The organism is Streptomyces sp. NPDC032091, assembly GCF_055580265.1.
The window spans coordinates 1-22,841 of record NZ_JBVILR010000009.1; the positions used below are offsets into that span (position 1 = coordinate 1).

The following is a 22,841-nucleotide window of genomic DNA, read 5'->3' on the forward strand; positions in this document are numbered from 1 at the left end:
GGAACGCACCTGCCAACGCCACATCGCGGAGATCATGCGCGCGGTGGGCGCCAAGTCGCGCTTCCAGGCGGGCTACCTCCTGTCGACGGCGGCCGCCTGCCGGGAGGCGGAGGAGGGGTCACTTCACGGAGCTGTACTGCAGGAAGAGGATCAGCATCGCGCCTGACGTGATCAGGGCCGCGGAGCCCATCCACATCACGGCGACCGCCGCTCTCCGCACCTTGGCAACTGCCCCCTCTTCCGAAACGGACATCCGCAGCCGGCCCACGGGCTCCGGCAACCCGGGGCGGGGCTCAGGCCGGGGGTTCGAGTTCGGGGATCAGGCGGCCTCGGCGGGAGAGGAGGAAGCGTTTGAAGGCGGCTACCGGTGGGGTGTCCGGGTGGCCGTCCAGCCAGGCCACGCCGATCTCGCGGACCGCGCGGGGGGCCGTCACCGTCAGTTCGACCACGCCCGGGCGGGGGACCAGGGGCGGGGGGAGGAGGGCCACGCCCAGGCCCGCCGCGACCAGGCCGCGCAGGGTTTCGGCCTCCTCGCCCTCGAAGGCCACCTTCGGGGTGAACCCGGCCTCCGCGCAGAGGTTGTCGGTGATGCGGCGCAGCCCGTAGCCCGGTTCCAGGGTGACGAACGTTTCCTCGGCGGCCTCGGCCAGGCGGATGCGCTTGCGGGTCGCGAGGCGGTGGTCGTCCGGGACGACCAGGCGCAGCCGCTGCTCGTCGAGGCGGCGGCCCACCAGGTCGGGGGCGTCGGGGACGGGTGAGGTCAGGCAGAGGTCGAGCTCGCCCGCGCGGAGTTTCTCCAGCATGGCCTCGCCGTAGTTCTGGACGAGGGCGAAGCGGACCCGGGGGTGGTCGGCGCGGAAGGCGCGGATCAGGCCGGGGACGGTCTCGGGGCCCAGGGTGTGCAGGAAGCCGAAGGCGACCTTCCCGACGCCGGGGTCGGCGTCCTGCTGTACGGAGCCGGCGGCGCGGGCGATCCCGGCCAGGGCCTCCTCGGCGGAGGCGAGGAAGGTGCGGCCGGCGGTGGTGAGGGCGACGGTGCGGCCCTTGCGGGCGAACAGCGAGACGCCCAGGTCCTGTTCGAGGCGGACCATCGCCCGGGACAGGGTGGACTGGGGGACGCCCAGTTCCTGGGCGGCGCGGGTGACGTGCTCGTGCCGGGCGACGGCGACGAACTGGGCGAGGCGCGGGGCCAGGCCTTGTGTCACGGTCATGTCTTCTTCGTAACGGTTCATTGATATCCGGACGCCTGAGGTGCAGTGATGCGGTGGTGGATTGATTATCGGTCGTTTGTGCATTGGACGCATGAAAAACAGGGGCCTACTTTCGAGGTATGCCTCCCGCTCATACCGGGGCACTCGTCATCCCGGGTGCCTCCATCCCGTCGTCCCCTGAGCCCCTCTCCCCCGGCCGCCCCGGCTACCGCCGGATGAGCCTCGCGCTCTTCGCCGCGGGCCTTGCGACCTTCGCCCTCCTCTACTCCACCCAGGCCCTGCTGCCCGCGGTCTCCGCCGGTTTCGGCGTGACGGCCGGTCAGGCCAGCTGGACGGTGTCCGCGGCCACCGGGGCGCTCGCCCTGTTCGTGCTGCCGCTCAGCGCGCTGTCGGAGCGGTTCGGGCGGACCCGGATGATGACCTGCTCGATGGTGGTGGCCGTCGGCATCGGCCTGCTGGTGCCGTTCGCGCCGAGCCTGGAGTGGCTGGTGGCGCTGCGCGCGGTGCAGGGCGCGGCGATCGCTGGCATCCCCGCCTCCGCGATGGCGTACCTGGCGGAGGAGGTCCGGCCCAAGGCGCTGGTCGGGGCGATCGGCCTGTTCGTGGCGGGCAATTCCATCGGCGGCATGAGCGGCCGCATCGTCACCGGCTGGGGCGCCCAGCTGTGGGGCTGGCGGGGCGGGCTGCTGGCCGTCGGCGTGATGGCGCTGGTCTGCGCGGTGGCCTTCCTGGTGCTGCTGCCCCGGGCGCGCTTCTTCCGTCCGGCGTCGCTGAACCCGCACGCGGTGGGCCGTACGGTCGCCGGGCACCTGCGGGACCCGCTGCTGCTGCGGCTGTACGGGATCGGCGCGCTGTTCATGACCGTGTTCGGTGCGGTGTACACGGTCATCGGCTACCGGCTGGTGGAGGCGCCGTTCTCGCTGGGCCAGGGCGTGGTCGGGTCGATCTTCCTGATCTACCTGGTGGGGACGGCCTCCTCGGCGGCGGCGGGGCAGCTGGTGGCCCGGACGGGGCGGCGCGGGGCGCTGTACCTGGCGGTGACCACGACCGCGCTGGGGCTGCTGCTGTCGCTGGCCGACTCGCTGTGGCTGATCCTGCCGGGGCTGGTGCTGATCACGGCCGGGTTCTTCGCCGGGCACGCGGTGGCGTCGGCGGCGGTGAGCCGGACGGCGAAGACGGGCCGGGCGCAGGCCTCCGCCCTCTACCAGTCCGCGTACTACCTGGGCTCCAGCGCGGGCGGCACCCTGGGTGCGCTGGCGTACCACGCCTCGGGGTGGGCGGCGACGGTCGGGATCGCGCTGCTGGCGGTGCTGGGCGTCGTCTCGATCACCCTGTACGGGTCGCACGCGGCCCGCGCCGAGCGGCGGATGCCGGGCGCGGCGGTGGCCGCGCGCTGAAGTCCCGTCCTAAGGCCTGTCGGACCCCTGTGCGGCGTGCGCGGCGCGCTCTAGCGTGGGGGCATCGGCGCCCCATGGTGCGGGCGCCGCAGGGGAGGACCGATGGCGGGGATACGCGTGCGTGTGCGGCGGCGGGCCGCGATGGTGTTCGGCGGGGCGCTGGCGCTGGCGGCGCCGATGGTGGTCGCGGGGGGCGGGGCGGCGCAGGCCGCCGAGGCCGCCGCCTCGTGCAACGTGACCACGGGGCCGTACCAGCGGCAGGTGGAGCAGTTCCTGGGGCGTCCGGTGGACGGGGTGCAGTCGGCGGCCGACTGCGCGGCGATCCAGTCCTTCCAGGCCACCCACGGGATCACCCCGACGATGGGGTACGCCGGGCCGCTGACCTGGCAGACGATGAGCACCATGCTGGCGCAGCGGGCGGCCGGGAAGAACCCGAACGCCGCGGGGCAGTGCCCCACCAACCTGGGGCGGATCGCCTGCGTCGACCTGACCCGGCAGCTGAGCTGGATCCAGGACGGGTCGACGCTGAAGTACGGGCCGGTGCCGGTGCGCACCGGCAAGGCGGAGACCCCGACGCGGACCGGGCTGAAGAAGATCTACTACCGCAACATCAACCACTGGTCGACGATCTACAACGTGGCGATGCCGTACGCGCAGTTCTTCGACGGGGGCATCGCCTTCCACTCGGTGGAGAAGAGCATGTGGAACCCGCCGGGTTCGGGCGGGTGCGTCAACATGACGACGGCCGACGCCAAGGCGTACTGGAACATGCTGACCAACGGCGAGGACGTGTTCGTGTACGGGCGCAAGCCCGGGACCTGACCTGACAGGCCGCGCGGCGCTGCGGCTGCCGTTGTCAGACCCCTCCGGTAGTTTCCGAAGTGACGGACGACACCCTGGGGGACGGCAGCCATGAGCGACCTCGCGACCACCACCTCACCGGAGCTCGACCCGGAGCTCGACGCGGCGATGGACCGCTACCGGGTCGAGCTGACCGGGTACTGCTACCGGATGCTCGGCTCGGCCTTCGACGCCGAGGACGCGGTGCAGGACACGTACGTCCGTGCCTGGCGGGCGTACGGGAAGTTCGAGGGCCGCTCCTCGCTGCGGTCGTGGCTGTACCGGATCGCCACGAACGTCTGCCTCGACCTGCTGAACGCGGGCAAGAAGCGGGCCCGGCCGATGGACCTCACCGCCCCGCAGCACCAGGCGTCCGCCGTGCTCAACGAGCGGCCCGAGGTGACCTGGCTGGAGCCGGTGCCGGACGGGCGGGTGCTGCCGCAGACCGCCGACCCGGCGGAGATGGCGCTGGCGAAGGAGTCCGTCCGGCTGGCTTTCGTGGCGGCGCTCCAGCACCTGCCGGCGAAGCAGCGGGCGGTGCTGATCCTGCGGGAGGTGCTGGCCTGGAAGGCGGACGAGGTCGCGCAGCTCCTGGAGACGACGGTGGCCTCGGTCAACAGCGCCCTCCAGCGGGCGCGGGCGACGCTGTCGGGGCAGGCGCTGCGGCCGAGCGATCCGGCGGACCCGCTGGACGCGGAGCAGGCGAAGCTGCTGGAGCGGTACCTGTCGGCCTTCGAGGCCTACGACATCACCCGGCTGACCACCCTGCTGCACGAGGACGCGGTGCTGTCGATGCCGCCGTTCGACCTGTGGCTGCGGGGGCCGGAGGACATCGCGGCCTGGCACTTGAACCAGGGCATCGGGTGCAAGGGCTCTCGCCTGATACCGACCACGGCGAACGGGCTGCCGGCGTTCGGCCAGTACCGTCCGCGCGAGGACGGCCGCCCGGGGCACGTGCCGTGGGCGCTCCAGGTGCTGGAGGTGTCAGAGGGCCGCATCGTCGGCCTCAACGCCTTCCTGGACACCGCCCGCTGGTTCCCCCTGTTCGGCCTCCCCGAGGAGCTCGACGAGGCCGACGAGGTCCAGTAGGGCCCGGAGGGCGGGGGGTGCGCCGGTGACGGTGAGGGCCCCGCGCCCGCGTGCGGCCAGCCGCAGCCGCGCGAGCACCGCGACGGCCCCCAGCCCGGGCGCGGTGACGGCCCCGGCCTCGCACACCACGGCGTCGGCCCCGTCGTCGTACAGCCGCGCCAGGCGCGCGCACAGCGCGGCGGCGTCCTGCTCGGTGGGGCTGGGCCCGGGCAGCGCGAATCGTCTGATCTCCACGAGGGGGTGACTCGCCCGCCGCCCCGAACTCATCGCCGCCGGGCGGCCGCCTCAGGGGGTGGGGAAGGTGGAGGTGTCCAGCTCCACGGAAAAGGGTTCGGGCAACGCGAAGGGGTCCCCGAACTTCCCGACCCGCAGGACTCGATACACGTCGCCCTTGGGCTCCCCGTAAAGGGTGATCGTCGGACCCCCGGGGGCGAACGCATCGACGAGGAGATACAGGGGGACACCGGCCTGGGCGTAGCCCGCAGGTTTGACCAGGCGATCATGCCTCAGGCTTGACTTCGACGCGATCTCGATGACGAGCTCCGCCGCTGCCGCCGGGACGAAGCATTCGTCCTCCGCCTCAAGGACGAGGTCGTTGGGCACGACCACCAGGTCGGGGATGTACATGCCGGTTTTGGCCGGGACGGCGACCGCCAGTGTCTGGTGGACGCCCCACTCCTCGGGCACGACGGCGTACAACGCCCGATTGAGCTTCGCCGCGATGTAGTTGTGCCTGTTCGCTGGTGCCGGCGTCACGGTGATGAGCCCCTCGATGATCTCCACCCTGCTGCCTTCCGGCCATTCCATCTCCTTCCAGAGGCGGACGGCACGGTCCCAGTCATCGCCCTCTGGAAGGTGCTCGACTGCGAGTGCGCTCATGGTGTGCTCCTCATGCTGTTGGCACCGGTCCCAGCATGCCGAACGGGACCGGCGGGGGTCCACCGGTCCCGTTCACCCGAAAGGGAAGCCGCAGGTCAGGCGATGCGGTCCAGGACGATCGGCGTGGCGGTGAAGGCCGTGCCGGCCGGGGCGACGTCGTAGCAGCCCTCCAGGGACGCCAGGGCGTAGTCGAACTTCTCCGGGGTGTCCGTGTGCAGGGTCATCAGCGGCTGGCCGGCCATGACGGTGTCGCCCGGCTTGGCGTGGAGCTCGATGCCCGCGCCCGCCTGCACCGGGTCCTCCTTGCGGGCGCGGCCCGCGCCCAGGCGCCAGGCGCCCACGCCGACCGCGTACGCGTCGAGGCGGGTCAGGACGCCCGAGGCGGAGGCGGTGACCACGTGCTGCTCGCGGGCGACCGGCAGGGCCGCGTCCGGGTCGCCGCCCTGGGCGGAGATCATCCGGCGCCACACGTCCATCGCGGAGCCGTCCGCGAGGGCCTTGGCCGGGTCGGCGTCCTTGATGCCCGCGGCCGTCAGCATCTCCTGCGCGAGGGCGATGGTCAGCTCGACCACGTCGGCCGGGCCGCCACCGGCCAGGACCTCGACGGACTCGCGGACCTCCAGCGCGTTGCCCGCGGTGAGGCCGAGCGGGGTGGACATGTCGGTGAGCAGGGCGATCGTCTTGACGCCGCTGTCGGTGCCCAGGGCCACCATGGTGGAGGCCAGCTCGCGGGCGTCCTCGATGTTCTTCATGAAGGCGCCGGAGCCGACCTTCACGTCCAGGACCAGGGAGCCCGTGCCCTCGGCGATCTTCTTCGACATGATCGAGGAGGCGATCAGCGGGATGGCCTCGACGGTGCCGGTGACGTCGCGCAGGGCGTAGAGCTTCTTGTCCGCGGGCGCCAGGCCGTCGCCGGCGGCGCAGATGACGGCGCCGGTGGTGTCGAGGACGTTCAGCATCTCCTCGTTGGAGAGCAGGGCGCGCCAGCCGGGGATGGACTCCAGCTTGTCGAGGGTGCCGCCGGTGTGGCCGAGGCCCCGGCCCGAGAGCTGCGGGACGGCCGCGCCGCAGGCGGCGACGAGCGGCGCGAGCGGGAGGGTGATCTTGTCGCCGACGCCGCCGGTGGAGTGCTTGTCGGCGGTGGGGCGGGAGAGGGAGTCGAAGTTCATCCGCTCGCCGGAGGCGATCATCGCGGCGGTCCAGCGGGCGATCTCGGTCCGGTTCATGCCGTTGAGCAGGATGGCCATGGCGAGTGACGACATCTGCTCGTCGGCGACGACCCCGCGGGTGTAGGCGTCGATGACCCAGTCGATCTGCTCGGGGCTCAGCTCACCGCGGTCCCGCTTGGTCCGGATGACGGAGATGACGTCCATGAGGTGACTTCCTTCTACGCGCATAGAGATGAGGGAGGGGGTTCCGGGAGGTTCAAGGAGTTTCAGGTGGGGGTGGAGCCCGGCTCGAAGACGGCCGACGGCCCTCCGCCCCGTGGGGCGGAGGGCCGTCGTCTCACGGCTGTCTGAGGTGGTCGGGCCCGAAGGCCTGCGGCAGCATCGCGCTCAGCGGCAGGATCCCGTCCGGTGTCTCCACCAGCAGGTCCGGGCCGCCGAACTCGTAGAGCAGCTGGCGGCAGCGGCCGCACGGGACGAGGATCTCGCCTTTGCCGTCCACGCACGTGAAGTGGGTGAGGCGGCCGCCGCCCGTGGCCTGGAGGGAGGAGACCAGGCCGCACTCGGCGCACAGGCCGAGGCCGTAGCTGGCGTTCTCGACGTTGCAGCCGGTGACCGTCCGGCCGTCGTCGACCCGTGCGGCCACCCCGACCGGGAAGCCCGAGTACGGGGCGTACGCGCGGGTCATCGCGGCCCGCGCGGCCGTCCGCAGGGCTTCCCAGTCCACCACCGGTGCCGGGGTCACTTGCCCTGGCCCTTGCGGTACGGCATGCCGTCCGCCTTCGGCATCCGCAGGCGCTGCGCCGAGAGGGCGAGCACGAGCAGCGTCGTGACGTACGGGGCGGCGTCGACGAACTGGCTGGGCACCTGGTCGGTGAGCGCGTACCAGACGAAGAGCCCGGCGGCGCAGACCGCGGCGATGCCGGCCTGGAGGTACTTCTTCTTGTACAGCTGCCAGGCGACGGCGAGGACGAGCAGGATCGCGATGAGCAGGAGCATCGCGTGCACGTTCTCGGCGCCGCCGCGCAGGCGGAGGCTGTAGGTGAAGCCGAAGAGGCCCGAGCCGAGGGCCATGCCGCCCGGCATCCAGTTGCCGAAGATCATGGCGGCGAGACCGATGTAGCCGCGGCCGCCGGTCTGGCCCTCCTGGTAGATGCCGGTGGAGACGATCGCGAGGAACGCGCCGCCGAGGCCGGCCATCGCACCGGAGACGATCACGGCGATGTACTTGTACTTGTAGACGTTGACGCCGAGGGACTCGGCGGCGACCGGGTTCTCGCCGCAGGAGCGCAGGCGCAGGCCGAAGGCGGTCCGCCACAGCACCCACCAGGTGAGCGGGACCAGCAGCACGGCGACGACGGTCAGCAGCGAAAGGTTGGTGACCAGGCCGCCGAGGGCGCCGGCGGCGTCGGAGATCAGGAACCAGTGCTTGCCCTGGAGCGTCGCCAGCCAGTCCGAGAGCCCCGGGACGGTGATCTCGGTGATCGGGTCGATGCGCGGGGACTGCTTGGAGGAGCCGCCGGGGGTCTTGTCGAAGGTGAAGTTCGACAGGTACTGGGTGAAGCCGACGGCGAGGATGTTGATCGCCACACCGGAGACGATGTGGTTCACGTTGAACGTCACGGTGATGATCGCGTGCAGCAGGCCGCCGAGGGCGCCGCCGACGATGCCGAGGACGACACCGGTCCAGGGGCCCCACTGGTAGCCGGCCCAGGCGCCGAACCAGGTGCCGAGGATCATCATGCCTTCGAGGCCGATGTTGACCACGCCGGCGCGCTCGGCCCACAGGCCGCCGAGGCCCGCGAGGGCGATCGGCACGGCGAGCTGGAGGGCGCCGGAGAACTGGCCGACGGAGGTCAGGTCGTTGGCGCCGGAGATCAGGCGGACGACCGAGACCAGCGCGAGGCCGGCCGCGACGATCAGCAGGATCCAGGGCAGGGTGAGCTTGCGGCGGCCGCCGCCCTTCTTGGGCGCGGCGCTCGTCGCGGAAACGGTGCTGGTGCTCACGCCGCGACCTCCTTGTTGTCGGTCTTGAGGGCATGGCCGGCGGCCAGCTCTTCGCCGACCTTCTGCTGCTGGCGGCGGATGCCGTAGCGGCGGACGAGCTCGTAGCTGACGACGACGGCGATCACGATCAGGCCCTGCATGATCGTGCCGATCTCCTTGGCGTAGCCCTCGGTGTCGAGACCGGCGGACGCCTTGTCGATGAAGGCGATCAGGAAGGCCGAGAAGAAGATGCCGATCGGGTTGTTGCGCCCGAGGAGCGCGACGGTGATACCGGTGAAGCCGACACCCAGCGGGAAGGACAGGTTGTAGGTGTGCGACTCGCCGAGCAGCAGCGGCATACCGGTCAGACCGGCGACCGCGCCCGAGATGAGCATCGCGGTCATGATCATCTTCTTGGGCTCGACGCCGGAGGCCTGCGCGGCGGACTCGCTGGCGCCGGAGGCGCGCAGGTCGAAGCCGAAGCGGGTCCGGTTGAGGACGAACCAGTAGACGACGCCGAGGGCGAAGGCCACGAAGGTGAAGCCGTAGATGTCGCCGCCGGGCAGGGAGACGGCCGGGAACCAGCCGGACTCCGGGATGTCACCGGTGGTCAGGTCGTTCGAGCCGGCCGGCTGCACGCCGAGGTTCTTCGGCAGGATCAGCCAGGCGATCAGGGAGGTCGCGATGGCGTTGAGCATGATCGTGGAGACGACCTCGCTCACCCCGCGGCGGGCCTTGAGGATGCCCGCGATGCCGGACCAGAAGGCGCCGGTCGCCATGGCGACGAGCACGATCAGCAGGATGTGCAGCGGCGCGGGCAGCGAGACCGCCGCGCCGACCACGGCGGAGACCATCGCCGCGAGACGGTACTGGCCGTCCACGCCGATGTTGAAGAGGTTCATCCGGAAGCCGACGGCCACGGCCAGGGCCGCCAGGAAGTAGATGCCGGCCTGGTTGATGATCAGGACCTGGATGTCCTCGTAGCCCGCCTGCTCGATCATGATCCGCAGCGGGTCGATCGGGTCCACGCCGGAGGCGGCGAGCACGAGCATGGTCAGCACGAGGGCGCTGATCAGGGCGAGCACCGGTCCGGCGGCTGCGAGGAGCAGCCGGTCCTTGTCGAATTTCTTCATCGGGCCTCGTCCTCCGTGGTGTCGCCGTCGACCCCGGCGGAGTGGTCGTCATGGGCTTCGAGGTGCCCGCTGGCAGCGCCGGTCATGGCGGTGCCGAGCTCCTCGGGGGTGATCGTCGCCGGGTCGGCGTCGGCGACCAGACGGCCGCGGTAGATGACCCGGAGCGTGTCGGACAGGCCGATCAGCTCGTCCAGGTCGGCCGAGATCAGGAGCACGGCCAGGCCCTCGCGGCGGGCCTCGCGGATGGCGTCCCAGATCTGCGCCTGCGCGCCGACGTCCACACCGCGGGTGGGGTGGGCGGCGATCAGGAACTTCGGGTTGTGGCTCATCTCGCGGCCGACGATCAGCTTCTGCTGGTTGCCGCCGGAGAGGGAGGCCGCGGTGACGTCGATGCCGGGGGTGCGGACGTCGTACTCGCGCACGATCCGCTCGGTGTCCTTGCGGGCGGCCTTCGGGTCGAGGATGCCGCCCTTGGAGTTGGGCTTCTCGGTGACGTGGCCGAGGATGCGGTTCTCCCAGAGGGGGGACTCCAGGAGCAGACCGTGCCGGTGGCGGTCCTCGGGGATGTAGCCGATGCCGCCCTCGCGGCGCTTGCGGGTCGGCAGGGCCGTGATGTCCGCGCCGTCCAGCGAGATGGTGCCGCCGTCCGGGCCGACCATGCCCATGAGGGCCTCGATCAGCTCCGTCTGGCCGTTGCCCTCGACGCCGGCGAGACCGAGGACCTCGCCCTTGTGGATGGTGAAGTCGATGCCGGCCAGGACCTCGCGCACGACGCCGTCCGGGTCGGTCGCGCCGAGGCGCAGGCCCTCGACCTGCAGCATCGGGGTCGTGGTCACCGTGGACTCGCGGGTCTCCGGCGAGGGCAGCTCGGTGCCGACCATGAGCTCGGCGAGCTGCTTGGTCGTGGCCGTCTTCGGGTCGGCGGTGCCGACCGTGGTGCCGCGGCGGATGACGGTGATGTCGTCGGCGACCTTCAGCACCTCGCCCAGCTTGTGCGAGATGAAGATGACGGTCAGGCCCTCGGCCTTGAGCTCGCGCAGGTTGTCGAAGAGCGCGTCCACTTCCTGCGGCACGAGCACGGCGGTGGGCTCGTCGAGGATGAGGGTCTTGGCGCCGCGGTAGAGGACCTTCAGGATCTCCACGCGCTGGCGGTCGGCGACGCCGAGGTCCTCGATCAGGGCGTCGGGGCGCACGCCGAGGCCGTACGCGTCCGAGATCTCCATGATCTTCTTGCGGGCCTTGCCGCCGATGCCGTAGAGCTTCTCGCCGCCGAGGACGACGTTCTCCAGCACGGTGAGGTTGTCGGCCAGCATGAAGTGCTGGTGGACCATGCCGATGCCGCGGGCGATGGCCTCGCCGGGGTTGTTGAAGGAGACCTGCTCCCCGTCGATGGCGATGGTGCCCTCGTCCGGCTTCTGCATGCCGTAGAGGATCTTCATCAGGGTCGACTTGCCGGCACCGTTCTCACCGATGAGGGCGTGGACCGTGCCCTTGCGGACGGAGATGGCGATGTCCTTGTTGGCGACGACGCCGGGGAAACGCTTGGTGATGCCGTGCAGTTCTACGGCGAGAGGGGGGCTGGACGCGTTGATGACGCACTCTCCTTGGCGCGGAAGGAGCCGGAAATAAGCCAAGTTGGCAGGAGGACAGGGCGGGGAGAGAAGGTATCGCGTCCACGATGCCTCTACGCGCGTAGCACTGTCGGAAGTGAAAACTTGCGGCCAACTGACCACAAGACTTCACGGACTGGGGGCGAAGACGCGGCTCGGGGTCCGGGAGCGGGTTGACCGCTTCCGGACCCCGGAGACCACGACTCACGCGTCAGACAAGGAGCCTTACGGCGCGGTCTTGACGGTGATCTTCTTGGCGATGATGTCGGCCTTGGCCTTCTCGACCGCGGCGGTGACGTCGGCCATCGCCTTGTACTGCGGGTTGGAGTCGGCCAGGGCGACACCGTTCTTGTCCAGGCCGTAGCGGACCTCGCCGGACTCCGGCTTGCCGTCCTTGACCGACTTGATCAGGTCGAAGACCGCGAGGGAGACGTCCTTGGTGACCGAGGTCAGGATGTGGTCCTTGTACTTCGCCAGACCCGGCTGGTTGTACTGGTCCGAGTCGACGCCGATGGCCCACTTGCCGGCGGAGGAGGCGGCCTCGATGGCGCCCGAGCCCGCGAGACCGGCGGCGGCGTAGATCACGTCGGCGCCACCGTCGAGCTGGCCCTTGGCGGCGGCCTTGCCGAGGTCGGGCTTGGCGAAGCCCGAGAAGTCCGGCGGCTGGGTCAGGTAGGCCGACAGCACCTTGGCGTTCGGGTTGGTGTCCTTGACGCCCTGCTCGAAGCCCGCCTGGAACTTCTTGATCAGCGGGACCTCGACACCGCCGATGAAGCCGACCGTGCCGGTCTTCGAGGCCTTGGCGGCGGCGACGCCGGCCAGGTAGGAGCCCTGCTCCTCGTTGAAGACCAGGTTGGCGATGTTCGGGCCGGTCTTCGAGGTGTCGTCGATGATGCCGAAGGTGGTCTTCGGGAACTTCTTCGCGACCTTGTCGATGGCCGGGGCGTAGGAGAAGCCGACGCCGATGACCGGGTTGTTGCCCTTGCGCGCCAGCTCGGTGAGGCGCTGGACCTTGTCGGCCTCGCTCTCGCCCTCGGTCGGCTCCGCCTCGGCGGTCTTGATCTTGAGTTCCTTCTCGGCCTTCTCCAGGCCCGCGTACGCGGCGTCGTTGAACGACTGGTCACCGCGGCCGCCGACGTCGTACGCGATGGCGGCGCTGGCGCTCTTCGTCTCGGAGGACGAGGAGGACGAGGAGGACGAGGCGTCCGAGGACTTCTTTCCGCCACAGGCGGTGGCCGAGAGGGCCAGCGCCGCGGACGCGATGCCCACGGTGGCGATCCTGGTGATCCGGCGCAAGGGGAGGCTCCTTCAAAACCTGACCGAAGCGCCACGACCGGCGCTGGTTTCGCGGCGATCGTAACGCGCGTAGATGTCAGTTAAAGGCCCGTTCATGAGTCGTTATCGGATCGTCGCGAACCGGACAGTGACCGATTGGTAACCGCGGGGACGTCCAGCCCTTGTGTACCAAGGGCTGGACAGGTCCGGCAGGGGACCGGCGGATGTTGTACAGAGCTTTGCTCGATCTTTTACGTGGAGGGCCTTGATCGGCGGCCGTCGAGCAGGGCGGCGGCCGTGAAGAACTCCACGCCCACCCCGATCGCCGACTCGTCGACGTCGAAGTCGCCCCGGTGCAGGTCGCGCTTGGCGGTGTCGCCGGGCTTGCGGACGCCGAGGCGGGCCATGGCGCCGGGGACGTGCTCCAGGTACCAGGAGAAGTCCTCGCCGCCGAGGCTCTGCTCGGTGTCCTCGACCGACTCGACGCCGCGCCGGGCCGCCATGGCCTCCCGGAGCAGCTCGGCCACCACCGGGTCGTTCACCACGGGCGGCACGCCGCGCACGTGGTTGATCTCGAACTTGGCGCCGTGCATCGTCGCGACCTCGTCGATGGCCGCGTGGATCATGTCGGGTGCCTCGTACCAGGCGTTCAGGTCCAGGCAGCGGACCGTGCCGGAGAGCTCGGCGTGCATCGGGATGACGTTGCAGGCGTGCCCGGACTCGATCCGGCCCCAGGTGACGGACATGCCCGAGCGGGCGTCCATCCGGCGGGCCAGCAGGGCCGGCACGTCGACGGCGACCCGGGCGGCGGCCGTCACCATGTCGGTGGTCAGGTGCGGGCGGGCGGTGTGGCCGCCGGAGCCCGACAGGGTGACCTCCAGCCGGTCGCAGGCCGAGGTGATCGGGCCGGCCCGCAGGCCGATCCGCCCGGCGTCCACGCGCGGGTCGCAGTGCACCGCGATGATCTGGCCGACGCCCTCCAGCACCCCGGAGTCGATCGCCTCGGTGGCTCCGCCCGGGAGCACCTCCTCGGCCGGCTGGAACAGCAGCCGCACCGGGCGCGGCAGCAGGCCCTGCCGGTCGAGCTCGGCGAGCACCAGCCCGGCGCCGAGGACGACGGAGGTGTGCACGTCGTGGCCGCACGCGTGGGCCCGGTCCGGGACGGTGGAGCGGTACGAGACGTGGCTCTTGGCGTCGGGGATGGGCAGGGCGTCGATGTCCGCGCGCAGGGCCAGCATCGGCCGCCCCCCGTCCCAGGTGCCGACGTCACAGATCAGCCCCGTGCCGGACTTCAGCACCCGTGGTCGCAGCCCCGCCTTCTCCAGCCGCGCCTTGATCGCCGCCGTGGTGCGGAACTCCTGGTGTCCTAGTTCCGGGTGCATGTGCAAGTCGCGGCGGAAGGCGATCAGTTCGGCACGCAGGTGATCCGGAAGCTTGCCGGGCAGCTCGGGCCGGTCGGGCTTGCCGGGCAGGGCGGGCAGGGACTCGCGGGACATCAACTGGTTCACCCGTTTAAGGGTAGGCGCACGGATGGGTCAACTGTCTGGAGATCACCAGAAATTCATGCCGTTAGGGGAAAGAAAAGCGACCTCTGGACGCATGACCGGATGCACCCGGGGGTAAACTCGCGCGCTCATCCGGCCGCCGGAGCCGCTCCCAGGGCGAGTCTGCGCACATCACGGGCGGTGTCGGTGACGCCGGCGAGGAAGCCGCGGGCCCTGGGCGAGGCGGTGGCGGTGAGCCAGGCGGGGTCGATACCGCATACCGCGACGGTCACGCCCGTGCCGGTGAGCGCGTACGGCAGCGTGTGGACGACCGTGGACGGAAAGCTGACGACCGTGCGGCCGATGGGGCCCCTGCGCGCGATGAGCTCCAGCGGCAGGTCCGGGCGGACGATCTCCAGCCCGGTCGCCTCGCTCAGCGCGCGCAGCTTCTCCGGCGCCTCCCGGCGGTGCGCGAAGTAGCGGGTCACGCCGTGCTCCCGGGCCAGGGCGCGCACCGCGTCCAGGTAGCGGAAGGGGTCGATCACCCCGGTCTCCACCAGGGAGGTGCCGACCAGGTCGGTGCCCCGGGTCAGGCGGGGCGGGCCGAAGCGGGCCCGGGTCCAGGCGAAGTCGTTGACCCGCAGCCGGGCGCCGGGCGGCGGGGCGAGCGGCATCGAGGTGAACAGCTCGACGGTGCGCCCGGCGCGCGCGGTGAGCCGGCGCCGCGCGGCGGCCGACACCGGGGCGTACGCGAGCTCCCGCGCCCGGGACGCGGCCCCGCCGCCGGTGCGGTGCCAGCGGCGCAGGCGCTCGCCGCGGCCGAGCTGCGCGACGAACTCCATGGTGGCGGTGCCGTCGTCGACGACGACCAGCTCGGCGGCCCGGGACGGGACCAGCAGCAGCTGGAGGAGGCGGGAGAAGGGGTCGCCGACCACGATCCGGTGGGCCCGGCGCACGGCGGGGGCGAGGGCGGCCAGGGCGCCCGTGGGGGAACCGGAGCCGCCGCGGGCCTCCTGCCAGTGGACGGCGTGGCCCTCGCCGCGGGCGATCCCGGCCACCCGGCGCAGCTGGCCCCGGGACATGGGGTCCGTCGGCGGCAGGACGACGATGCGCAGCCCGTCGGCGTCGCCCGCGCGCGGCCCGTCGGCTCCCGGCGGCGGCCCGGGGGCGCGGTCGCGGTCCGCGGCGGGGCCGGGCTGGCGGGGGACTCCCGTCAGCAGCGGGCCGCCGTCCCCGCGCCGGGCGTGGGCCCACTCCAGCACGTTGAGGAGCTGGACCGGGCTCTCCACGAGGGCCAGGGTGGGGGGTGAGGGGTTCACGACGTACTCCGCTCTGAGGAGGAGGGCCGGGGGCGGTCAGGACGCCGCGGGGGCGGGGGCGGGGAGGGGGCCCCGGACGCGGCGGAGCTTCTTCATGGGGGCGAGCTCGGAGTCGTAGACCTTCTTGACGCCGTCGCCGAGGGCGGTCTCGATGGTGCGGATGTCGCGCACGAGGCGGGTGAGGCCGCCGGGCTCGACGGAGGCGGCCTGGTCGGAGCCCCACATGGCACGGTCGAGGGTGATGTGCCGCTCGACGAGGACGGCGCCGAGGGCGACGGCGGCCAGGGTGGTCTGCAGGCCGGTCTCATGGCCGGAGTAGCCGACGGGGACGTTGGGGTACTCCTCCTGGAGGGTGTTGATCACCCGCAGGTTGAGCTCCTCGGCCTTGGCCGGGTAGGTCGAGGTGGCGTGGCAGAGCAGGACGTTCTCGCTGCCGAGCACCTCGACGGCGTGCCGGATCTGCTGCGGGGTGGACATGCCGGTGGAGAGGACGACGGTGCGGCCGGTGGCGCGCAGGGCCCGCAGCAGCTCGTCGTCGGTGAGGCAGGCGGAGGCCACCTTGTGGGCGGGGAGGTCGAACTTCTCCAGGAAGGCGACGGCCTCGGTGTCCCAGGGGGAGGCGAACCAGTCGATGCCGCGCTTGGCGCAGTGCTCGTCGAGGGCGAGGTAGTCGGCCTCGCCGAACTCGACGCGGTGGCGGTAGTCGATGTAGGCCATCCGTCCCCAGGGGGTGTCGCGTTCGACGTCCCACTGGTCGCGGGGGGTGCAGAGCTCGGGGGTGCGCTTCTGGAACTTGACGGCGTCGCACCCGGCCTCGGCGGCGGCGTCGATGAGGGCGAAGGCGGTGCCGAGGTCGCCGTTGTGGTTGATGCCGATCTCGCCGACGACGTAGACGGGCCGGCCGGGGCCGGCGACGCGCCGGCCGAGGGTGCGCAGGCGGGGGCTGAGGGGGGCGACGGTCATGGCGACGGGTGTCCTTCGCTGGGGTGTGGGTGTGGGTGGGGGTGGGGATGGGTGTGGGGGCGGTCGGCGGGACCGCCGCGGGGCGGGATCACCGCACGCCCCCTCACAGCTCGCCCAGCCTGCGGATCGCCGGGGCCACGCGCTGCACCCCGTGCCGGTAGGCCCCCCGGGCGGCCTCGCGCAGCCGCCCCCGTACCCACCGCCGCGCGGCCGACCCGCCCTGCCGTGCGGCTCCCGGGAGCGGAGTGCCGTCCGGGGCGAGGTGCTGTCGGGCGAGGATCCCGGGCAGGTATCCGGGGGCGGTCTCCAGGGTGTAGTACGGGGCCACGGGCGCGAGCCGCTCCTGCGCGAGCAGCCCCGCGAGGCGCTCCCGGGCGGCGGCGTAGGGGTCGCCGGGCCCGGCGGGCTCCTGCCCCGGGGGGTGTGCGGACGGGGGGTGTGCGGCCGGGGGGTGTGCGGACGGGGGGTGTGCGGACGGGGGGTGTGCGGACGGGGGGCGGCGGGCGCCCGGGACGCCGTGGGCGGTCAGCCAGGACGGGGTGCCCCGGGGGAGCAGGCCCGCGTCGAGCTGGTCCCACGAGGCCAGGCAGCCCGAGCCGAGGAAGTGCTGGTTGCCGAGGGACTCGCGGATGCCGAGGTCGGTCAGGACGGCGGTCGGGATGCCGCGGTGGAGGGACTCCAGGGCGGCCGTGGAGGAGACCGTGACCAGCAGGTCGGCGGTGTCCAGGACCTCGCCCATGTGGCCGTAGACCAGCCGCAGGTTCGGCGGGAGGCCGCCCGGGAGGCGTTCGGCCAGGCGCTGGTAGGGGTGTTCCTCCAGGTGGGTGGTGTGCTCCCCCGGCCGGCTGCGGAGTTTGACCAGCACCTCCCGGTCCGGGTGGAGCCGGGCGTGTCCGGCGGCCCGGCCCAGCAGGTAGGCGCGGTCGGCGCGGCCCTCGGGTACGGAGGGCTGGACCGCGAAGACCACCCGGTGGGGGCCGGTGCCGGCGGGCTCGTACGGGGCCCCGTCCAGGAAGGGCAGGGCGGTCTCCGTCACCGCGTCCGGGTCGGCGCCCACGCCCCCGTAGACGGCGCGGAAGCGCTCGGCGTCGTGGCGGGAGTTGGCGAGCACCAGGTCGGCGCCGTGCCGCAGCAGCAGCCCGTCGGCGAGCTTCTCGTAGACCACGCCCACGTACCCGGTGACGAACACCGGCCGCCGGGCGGGCTCCGGCCACAGGGCGCGCGCCCCGTGGAGGACGGCCTGGACGCCGCCGCCGACGAGGGCGAGGACGACCACGTCGTAGCGTTCGCGCCCGAGTTCCGCGAGGAACTCCGCGCACGTCACCTCCACCGGCGCGGCGTCGGCCGCGGCCCCCGCCTCGCCGAGCTGGCGGGCGGTGGGAGTGGCGCGGCCGCGCAGGAGGTACCCGGTGATCCGGTGGCCCGGGGAGCCTTCGGAGGGGGCGAGGCGGCGGGCCGTGAGGGCGCCCCATTTCCACCGCGTGTCGGAATCGGCGAGGATGGCGATCCTTTGATCGGACCGGCTTCTGCTGAGTGGCACTGGCACCCGGCAGAAGCTATTCCGCATTTCCGGTGGTCGGCCCAACGAGTGCGCAACGCCGGGTTAACAACCCGTCGACGAATTGCGAAAGCGCCCCGGTTAACGCGACCGCCCCGCGTCGTTCACATGGAATACGCGTCGGGGCCACGGCAAATGCCCGGAGCGCGCCCTAGGGTCTCGCGGGTGCTGAAGCTCTCTGTGGTCGTGCCGTTCTACAACGTGCAGACATACGCACCGGATGCCCTGCGGAGCCTCGAACTCAACGCCCGCGAGGATTTCGAGTTCCTGCTCGTCGACGACCGCTCCACGGACGGGACGCCCGCCCTGCTGGAGCGCGCCGCCGCGGCCCTGCCGGGGGCGGTGCTGCTGAGACGGGAGCGCAACGGCGGGCTGGCCACCGCCCGCAACACCGGGCTGGACGCGGCGCGCGGGCGCTACCTCGCCTTCCTGGACGGCGACGACTGGCTGGCGCCCGGCCACCTGGCCCGCACGCTGGCCGCCATCGAGGCCCTGGGCTGCGATTTCGTCCGAACCGACCACGTCCGGGTGACCGGCCGGGAGCGGATCGTGCAGCGGGTGCCGTACGGGCCGGAGTCGGTCGTGGCCGATCCGCGCGCCGGGATCCTGCCGGCCTCCCGGGCCACCGCGGTGGACTACCCGTACGCCTGGGCCGGGATGTACCACCGGCGGCTGCTGGACCGGGGGCTGCTGCACTTCACCGACGGGCTGCGGACGGCGGAGGACCGGCCCTGGATCTGGCGGCTGCACCGGGAGGCCTCCTCGTTCGCCGCGGTCGGCCTGCCGGGGGTCTTCTACCGCCGGGGTATTTCCACCTCGTTGACGCAGATCGGTGACGAGCGTCAGCTCGATTTCATCCGGGCTTTCGACCAGGTCCTCAGCGAGACGGCGGCCGACCGGGAATCCGAACTCCTGATCCCCAAGGCCGTCCGAACGTATTGCGCAATTATCGCGCACCACATCGGCTCGATCGAAAGGTTCGAACCGGCCGTGGCGAAAAAACTCCGTGCGGCGAGTGCGGAAGCGCTCGCCCGCATGCCCCGGGCCGTCCTGGAAGGGGCCCTGGACTCGATGGACGCCGGGCGTTCCGCCCTGCTGCGCAGGCTGCGCCGCCGGACCCCCTTCGGGGCGGCCGCGTGAACGTGACGCAGGTGTTCCTCGCCTCCACCCTCTACGGCGCGGTCACCCTCGCCGCCGCCCTCGACTCCGGCTGTCTCCCGCCGGCCGGCCGCCGCATCCTGCTGACCAGCAACCACTCCCCCGCCCCGGAGGTCACCCCGGGCCTCGACGCCGCGCCGGGGTTCGCCGCGCTGCGCACCCGCTTCGACGAGGTGATCGACTGGAACGCGGTCGTCGCCCCGCAGCACCCCGGCGTCTGGGCCCCCCGCCCGGAGGACGTCCCGCTGTGGGAACGGCAGCTGCGCCGGCTGTGGGGGCTGGGCGGGGACCGGGTCGAGCTGGTCGTGGAGTCCCTCCAGGTGCCGCCCGCGCAGAGCCTGTGCCGGCTGTTCCCGGGCGCCGCGATCGAGGTCTACGCCGACGGGCTCATGTCGTACGGGCCCACCCGCTTCCGGCTCGACCCGCAGATCGGGATGCGGGTGCGGCGGGTCCTGCACCTGGACCTGGTCCCGGGGCTGGAGCCGCTGCTGCTGACCGAGTTCGGGGTACGGGCCGAGCCGGTCCCGGCCCCGGCCGCGCTGAAGGTCTTCGCCGAGCTGGCCGACCTGACGGACCCGCCCGGCCCGCTCCCCGGCCCCGGTGCGGACGACGAGCCGCCCGCGCTGCTGCTGGGCCAGTACCTGTCCGCGCTGGAGCTGATGTCCCCCGACGAGGAGGAGGAGCTGCACGCCGCGATGGTGCGCGGGGCCCACGAGTGGGGGCACCGGGACCTGGTGTTCAAACCGCACCCGAACGCCCCGGCGGCGTACGCGCGGCGGGCCGCGGCCGAGGCCGGCCGGCTCGGGGCCCGCCTGACGGTGCTGGACGCGCCGGTGCCGGCCGAGGCCCTGTACCGGCGGCTGCGCCCGGCGCTGGTGGTCGGCTGCTTCTCGACCGGGCTGCTGACGGCCCGGGCGCTGTACGGGATCCCGGTGGCGCGGACCGGCACCGGGGCGCTGCTGGAGAGGCTGGCCCCGTACCAGAACAGCAACCGGATCCCGCTGACGCTGGTGGACGCGCTGGTCCCGGACCTGGACGGGCCGCCGCGGGATCCGCCCGCCGATCTGCCGGGGCTGGTCGCGGCGGTGGGCTTCACCATGCAGCCCCGGATCCTGCCGGACCGCCGCGCCGGGGCCGAGGCCTACCTGGCCCGGCACCTGGACCCGTACACCCGCCGCTACTTCGGACGCCGCCGGCTGGCGGTGCTGGGGCTGCCGGGCGGGGTCCCGCGGCGGCTGGCGTTCCTGCCCCGCAGCCGCGCCGTGCGGCGGATGGCGCACCGGCTCCGCAGACGGCTGGGCCGGTTCGGCGCCGGCTCCTGAACGGTGCCGGCTCCCGAGCGGTGCCGGCTCCCGAGCGGTGCCCGTCAGCTGGTGGCGAGCTTGGCGGCGAAGCCGAGGAAGATCACGCCCGCCGCCGAGGTCGCCCCGGCCGACAGCCGCCTGCGGCGCCGGAAGGCGGCCGCCAGGCGGGTGCCGGTGAAGATCAGGGTGGACAGGTAGGCGAGGCTGACCAGCTGGGAGATGGTTCCGAGCAGCAGGAACGACAGCGCCGGGTGGGCGTACCCGGGGTCGACGAACTGCACGAAGAACGACAGCAGGAACAGGATGGCCTTCGGGTTGAGCAGGCTGACCACCAGCGCCCGCCGGTACGGCCGCTCGGCCGTGCCCGCCGCGTCCGCGCCGGCCGGCTCCGGCTCCTCCTCCCGCGTCCGCCGCGCCCGCCACATGGCCCACGCGGCCCGCAGCATGCCCACGGCGAGCCAGCCCAGGTAGCCGGCGCCGAGCACCTTGACCACGCCGAACAGCACCGGGCTCGCCTTGAGCAGCGCCCCCGCGCCGACGGCGGTGAGCACCATCAGGACGGTGTCCCCGGTGAACACGCCGAAGGCGGCCCGGTAGCCCTGCTTCACCCCGCGCCGCGAGGCGACGGACAGGACGTAGAGGGAGTTCGGCCCCGGCAGCAGGACGATCAGCACGACCGCGGCGAGATAAGTAGGAAGATCTGTCACACCCAGCATGGGCAGGAGTGTCCCATAGGTACGCACCTGTCTCGCCAGTGGGTTTCCTCACCCCAGACCGGCGGGCTCGTACGTCCCCCAGACCTCCCGCAGCACCCCGCACACCTCGCCCACGGTGGCCCGCGCCCGCAGCGCCTCCTTCATCGGGTGCAGCACGTTCTCCTGCGTCCCCGCGGCCGCCTCCCGCAACTCGTCGAGCGTGTAGCGCACCGCCTCCGCGTCCCGCCCGGCCCGCAGCCGGGCCAGCGCCGCGCACTGGCGGGCCTCGACCGCGGGGTCGACGCGCAGCGGCTCGTACGGCTCCTCCCGTTCCAGCGCGAAGCGGTTGACCCCGACCACGACCCGCGCCCCGGCCTCCTGCTCCCGCGCGATCCGGTAGGCGTTGGCCTCGATCTCCGCCTTCTGGAAGCCCGCCTCGATCGCCGCGACCGCCCCGCCGAGGTCCTCGACCCGCCGCATCAGGGCCAGGGCCGCCTCCTCCACCTCGTCCGTCATCCGCTCCACGGCGTAGGACCCGGCGAAGGGGTCGGCGGTGTGCGGCACGTCCGTCTCGTACGCCAGCACCTGCTGGGTGCGCAGGGCCAGCCGGGCCGCCTTCTCCGTGGGCAGGGCGATGGCCTCGTCGAAGGAGTTGGTGTGCAGCGACTGCGTCCCGCCGAGGACGGCGGCCAGCGCCTGCACGCCCACCCGTACGAGGTTCAGCTCGGGCTGCTGCGCCGTCAGCTGCACCCCGGCGGTCTGGGTGTGGAAGCGCAGCATCAGCGACTTGGGGTCCTTGGCCCCGAACTCCTCCCGCATGACGCGGGCCCAGATCCGGCGGGCCGCCCGGAACTTGGCCACCTCCTCCAGGAGGGTGGTGCGGGCGACGAAGAAGAAGGACAGCCGGGGCGCGAACTCGTCGACGGCCATCCCCGCGGCGAGGGCGGTGCGGACGTAGGCGACGGCGTCGGCGAGGGTGAAGGCGATCTCCTGCACGGGCGAGGCCCCCGCCTCGGCCATGTGGTAGCCCGAGACGGAGATGGTGTTCCACTTGGGGAGCTCGGCGCGGCAGTAGCGGAAGGTGTCGGCGGTCAGCCGCAGGGAGGGCCCGGGCGGGAAGATGTACGTCCCGCGCGCGATGTACTCCTTCAGGACGTCGTTCTGGACGGTGCCCGTCAGGCGGCAGCCCGCGACGCCCCGCTCCTCGGCGACCAGCTGGTACATCAGCAGCAGCAGGGCGGCCGGGGCGTTGATGGTCATCGAGGTGGAGACCTGGTCGAGGGGGATGCCGTCCAGGAGCACCCGCATGTCCTCGACGGAGTCGACGGCGACGCCGACCTTGCCGACCTCCCCGGCGGCGAGGGGGGCGTCGGAGTCGTGGCCCATCTGGGTGGGCAGGTCGAAGGCCACGGACAGGCCGGTCCCGCCGCCCTCGATGAGCCGCCGGTAGCGGGCGTTGGACTCGGCGGCCGTGCCGAAGCCGGCGTACTGGCGCATGGTCCAGGGCCGGGCGGTGTACATCGCGGGATGGATGCCCCGGGTGTACGGATACTCCCCGGGCGCCCCGAGCCTGCCGACGGGGTCCCACCCCGCCAGGTCCGCGGGCCCGTAGACGGGTTCGATCGGAATTCCGCTCTCGGTGCGGGCCGTGGGACGGACCATGCGGTGGACCTCCGTGTCCGTGGAACCGACCGGCCTGGGGCTGGTGGGACTGCCCGCGACGACCGCTGGTCACAATGGCGCAACATCGTGGGTTCGTCCGCAACTGTCCACG

The 22,841-nt window shown here is 72.4% G+C and carries 20 protein-coding genes; 5 read left to right on the plus strand and 15 right to left on the minus strand.

Annotated elements, in window-relative coordinates; all coding sequences use genetic code 11:
* Positions 1 to 293 precede the first annotated feature (293 nt).
* Positions 294 to 1,232 (minus strand): LysR family transcriptional regulator, encoded by a 939-nt coding sequence (locus ACZ5NJ_RS16405; RefSeq protein ID WP_468765565.1) that lies wholly within the window; start codon positions 1,230 to 1,232, stop codon positions 294 to 296.
* A 98-nt stretch (positions 1,233 to 1,330) separates the two neighbouring features.
* Here ACZ5NJ_RS16405 and ACZ5NJ_RS16410 point away from each other — a divergent pair, with 98 nt between their 5' ends.
* From ACZ5NJ_RS16410 to ACZ5NJ_RS16420, 3 genes are all read left to right on the plus strand, one after another.
* Entirely contained in the window at positions 1,331 to 2,608 is a 1,278-nt protein-coding gene (locus ACZ5NJ_RS16410; protein WP_468765566.1) for an MFS transporter, read from the plus strand.
* A gap of 177 nt (positions 2,609 to 2,785) precedes the next feature.
* Entirely contained in the window at positions 2,786 to 3,430 is a 645-nt protein-coding gene (locus ACZ5NJ_RS16415; protein WP_468765927.1) for a L,D-transpeptidase family protein, read from the plus strand.
* A 90-nt stretch (positions 3,431 to 3,520) separates the two neighbouring features.
* Positions 3,521 to 4,537 carry a sigma-70 family RNA polymerase sigma factor gene (locus ACZ5NJ_RS16420; protein WP_468765567.1) on the plus strand — a complete coding sequence of 339 codons (1,017 nt, stop codon included), beginning with the start codon at positions 3,521 to 3,523 and terminating at the stop codon, positions 4,535 to 4,537.
* On the opposite strand, the gene ACZ5NJ_RS16425 is transcribed toward ACZ5NJ_RS16420, so the two are convergent.
* The 12 genes from ACZ5NJ_RS16425 to ACZ5NJ_RS16480 form a co-directional block, all read right to left on the minus strand.
* Entirely contained in the window at positions 4,433 to 4,771 is a 339-nt protein-coding gene (locus ACZ5NJ_RS16425; protein WP_468765568.1) for an STAS domain-containing protein, read from the minus strand. The two genes, ACZ5NJ_RS16420 and ACZ5NJ_RS16425, sit on opposite strands and share 105 nt — an antisense overlap.
* Before the next feature lie 51 nt (positions 4,772 to 4,822).
* Positions 4,823 to 5,416: a Uma2 family endonuclease gene (locus ACZ5NJ_RS16430; protein WP_468765569.1), complete on the minus strand. Its 594-nt coding sequence runs from the start codon at positions 5,414 to 5,416 to the stop codon at positions 4,823 to 4,825.
* A gap of 95 nt (positions 5,417 to 5,511) precedes the next feature.
* Positions 5,512 to 6,789 carry a thymidine phosphorylase gene (locus tag ACZ5NJ_RS16435; RefSeq protein WP_468765570.1) on the minus strand — a complete coding sequence of 426 codons (1,278 nt, stop codon included), beginning with the start codon at positions 6,787 to 6,789 and terminating at the stop codon, positions 5,512 to 5,514.
* Between the two features lie 133 nt (positions 6,790 to 6,922).
* Positions 6,923 to 7,327: a cytidine deaminase gene (locus ACZ5NJ_RS16440; protein WP_468765571.1), complete on the minus strand. Its 405-nt coding sequence runs from the start codon at positions 7,325 to 7,327 to the stop codon at positions 6,923 to 6,925.
* Positions 7,324 to 8,589, minus strand: a complete 1,266-nt coding sequence (locus ACZ5NJ_RS16445) for an ABC transporter permease (protein WP_468765572.1) — start codon at positions 8,587 to 8,589, stop codon at positions 7,324 to 7,326. The genes ACZ5NJ_RS16440 and ACZ5NJ_RS16445 overlap by 4 nt, the downstream gene beginning before the upstream one ends.
* The gene (locus ACZ5NJ_RS16450; RefSeq protein WP_468765573.1) at positions 8,586 to 9,701 is read right to left on the minus strand and encodes an ABC transporter permease; all 1,116 of its coding nucleotides are present in this window, start codon (positions 9,699 to 9,701) and stop codon (positions 8,586 to 8,588) included. Before ACZ5NJ_RS16450 ends, ACZ5NJ_RS16445 begins: the two co-directional genes overlap by 4 nt.
* The gene (locus ACZ5NJ_RS16455; RefSeq protein WP_468765574.1) at positions 9,698 to 11,335 is read right to left on the minus strand and encodes an ABC transporter ATP-binding protein; all 1,638 of its coding nucleotides are present in this window, start codon (positions 11,333 to 11,335) and stop codon (positions 9,698 to 9,700) included. Before ACZ5NJ_RS16455 ends, ACZ5NJ_RS16450 begins: the two co-directional genes overlap by 4 nt.
* A gap of 201 nt (positions 11,336 to 11,536) precedes the next feature.
* The gene (locus tag ACZ5NJ_RS16460; protein WP_468765575.1) at positions 11,537 to 12,607 is read right to left on the minus strand and encodes a BMP family lipoprotein; all 1,071 of its coding nucleotides are present in this window, start codon (positions 12,605 to 12,607) and stop codon (positions 11,537 to 11,539) included.
* A gap of 230 nt (positions 12,608 to 12,837) precedes the next feature.
* On the minus strand, positions 12,838 to 14,082 hold the full coding sequence (locus ACZ5NJ_RS16465; RefSeq protein ID WP_468765929.1) for an amidohydrolase: 1,245 nt from the start codon (positions 14,080 to 14,082) through the stop codon (positions 12,838 to 12,840).
* A gap of 137 nt (positions 14,083 to 14,219) precedes the next feature.
* Positions 14,220 to 15,389, minus strand: a complete 1,170-nt coding sequence (locus ACZ5NJ_RS16470) for a hypothetical protein (RefSeq protein WP_468765576.1) — start codon at positions 15,387 to 15,389, stop codon at positions 14,220 to 14,222.
* 36 nt (positions 15,390 to 15,425) lie between these two features.
* Positions 15,426 to 16,352 carry an N-acetylneuraminate synthase family protein gene (locus ACZ5NJ_RS16475; RefSeq protein WP_468765577.1) on the minus strand — a complete coding sequence of 309 codons (927 nt, stop codon included), beginning with the start codon at positions 16,350 to 16,352 and terminating at the stop codon, positions 15,426 to 15,428.
* A gap of 103 nt (positions 16,353 to 16,455) precedes the next feature.
* On the minus strand, positions 16,456 to 17,919 hold the full coding sequence (locus ACZ5NJ_RS16480) for a DUF6716 putative glycosyltransferase (RefSeq protein ID WP_468765578.1): 1,464 nt from the start codon (positions 17,917 to 17,919) through the stop codon (positions 16,456 to 16,458).
* Between the two features lie 156 nt (positions 17,920 to 18,075).
* On the opposite strand from ACZ5NJ_RS16480, the gene ACZ5NJ_RS16485 reads away from it, so the two are divergent.
* Complete coding sequence (locus ACZ5NJ_RS16485) at positions 18,076 to 19,050, plus strand: glycosyltransferase family 2 protein (protein WP_468765579.1); 975 nt, start codon at positions 18,076 to 18,078, stop codon at positions 19,048 to 19,050.
* Entirely contained in the window at positions 19,047 to 20,390 is a 1,344-nt protein-coding gene (locus ACZ5NJ_RS16490; RefSeq protein ID WP_468765580.1) for a polysialyltransferase family glycosyltransferase, read from the plus strand. The genes ACZ5NJ_RS16485 and ACZ5NJ_RS16490 overlap by 4 nt, the downstream gene beginning before the upstream one ends.
* A gap of 44 nt (positions 20,391 to 20,434) precedes the next feature.
* Here the strand turns inward: ACZ5NJ_RS16490 and leuE are convergent, their stop codons facing one another.
* On the minus strand, positions 20,435 to 21,088 hold the full coding sequence (leuE, locus tag ACZ5NJ_RS16495; protein ID WP_468765581.1) for a leucine efflux protein LeuE: 654 nt from the start codon (positions 21,086 to 21,088) through the stop codon (positions 20,435 to 20,437).
* A 48-nt stretch (positions 21,089 to 21,136) separates the two neighbouring features.
* Positions 21,137 to 22,729: an acyl-CoA mutase large subunit family protein gene (locus ACZ5NJ_RS16500; RefSeq protein WP_468765582.1), complete on the minus strand. Its 1,593-nt coding sequence runs from the start codon at positions 22,727 to 22,729 to the stop codon at positions 21,137 to 21,139.
* Between the last annotated feature and the right edge of the window lie 112 nt (positions 22,730 to 22,841).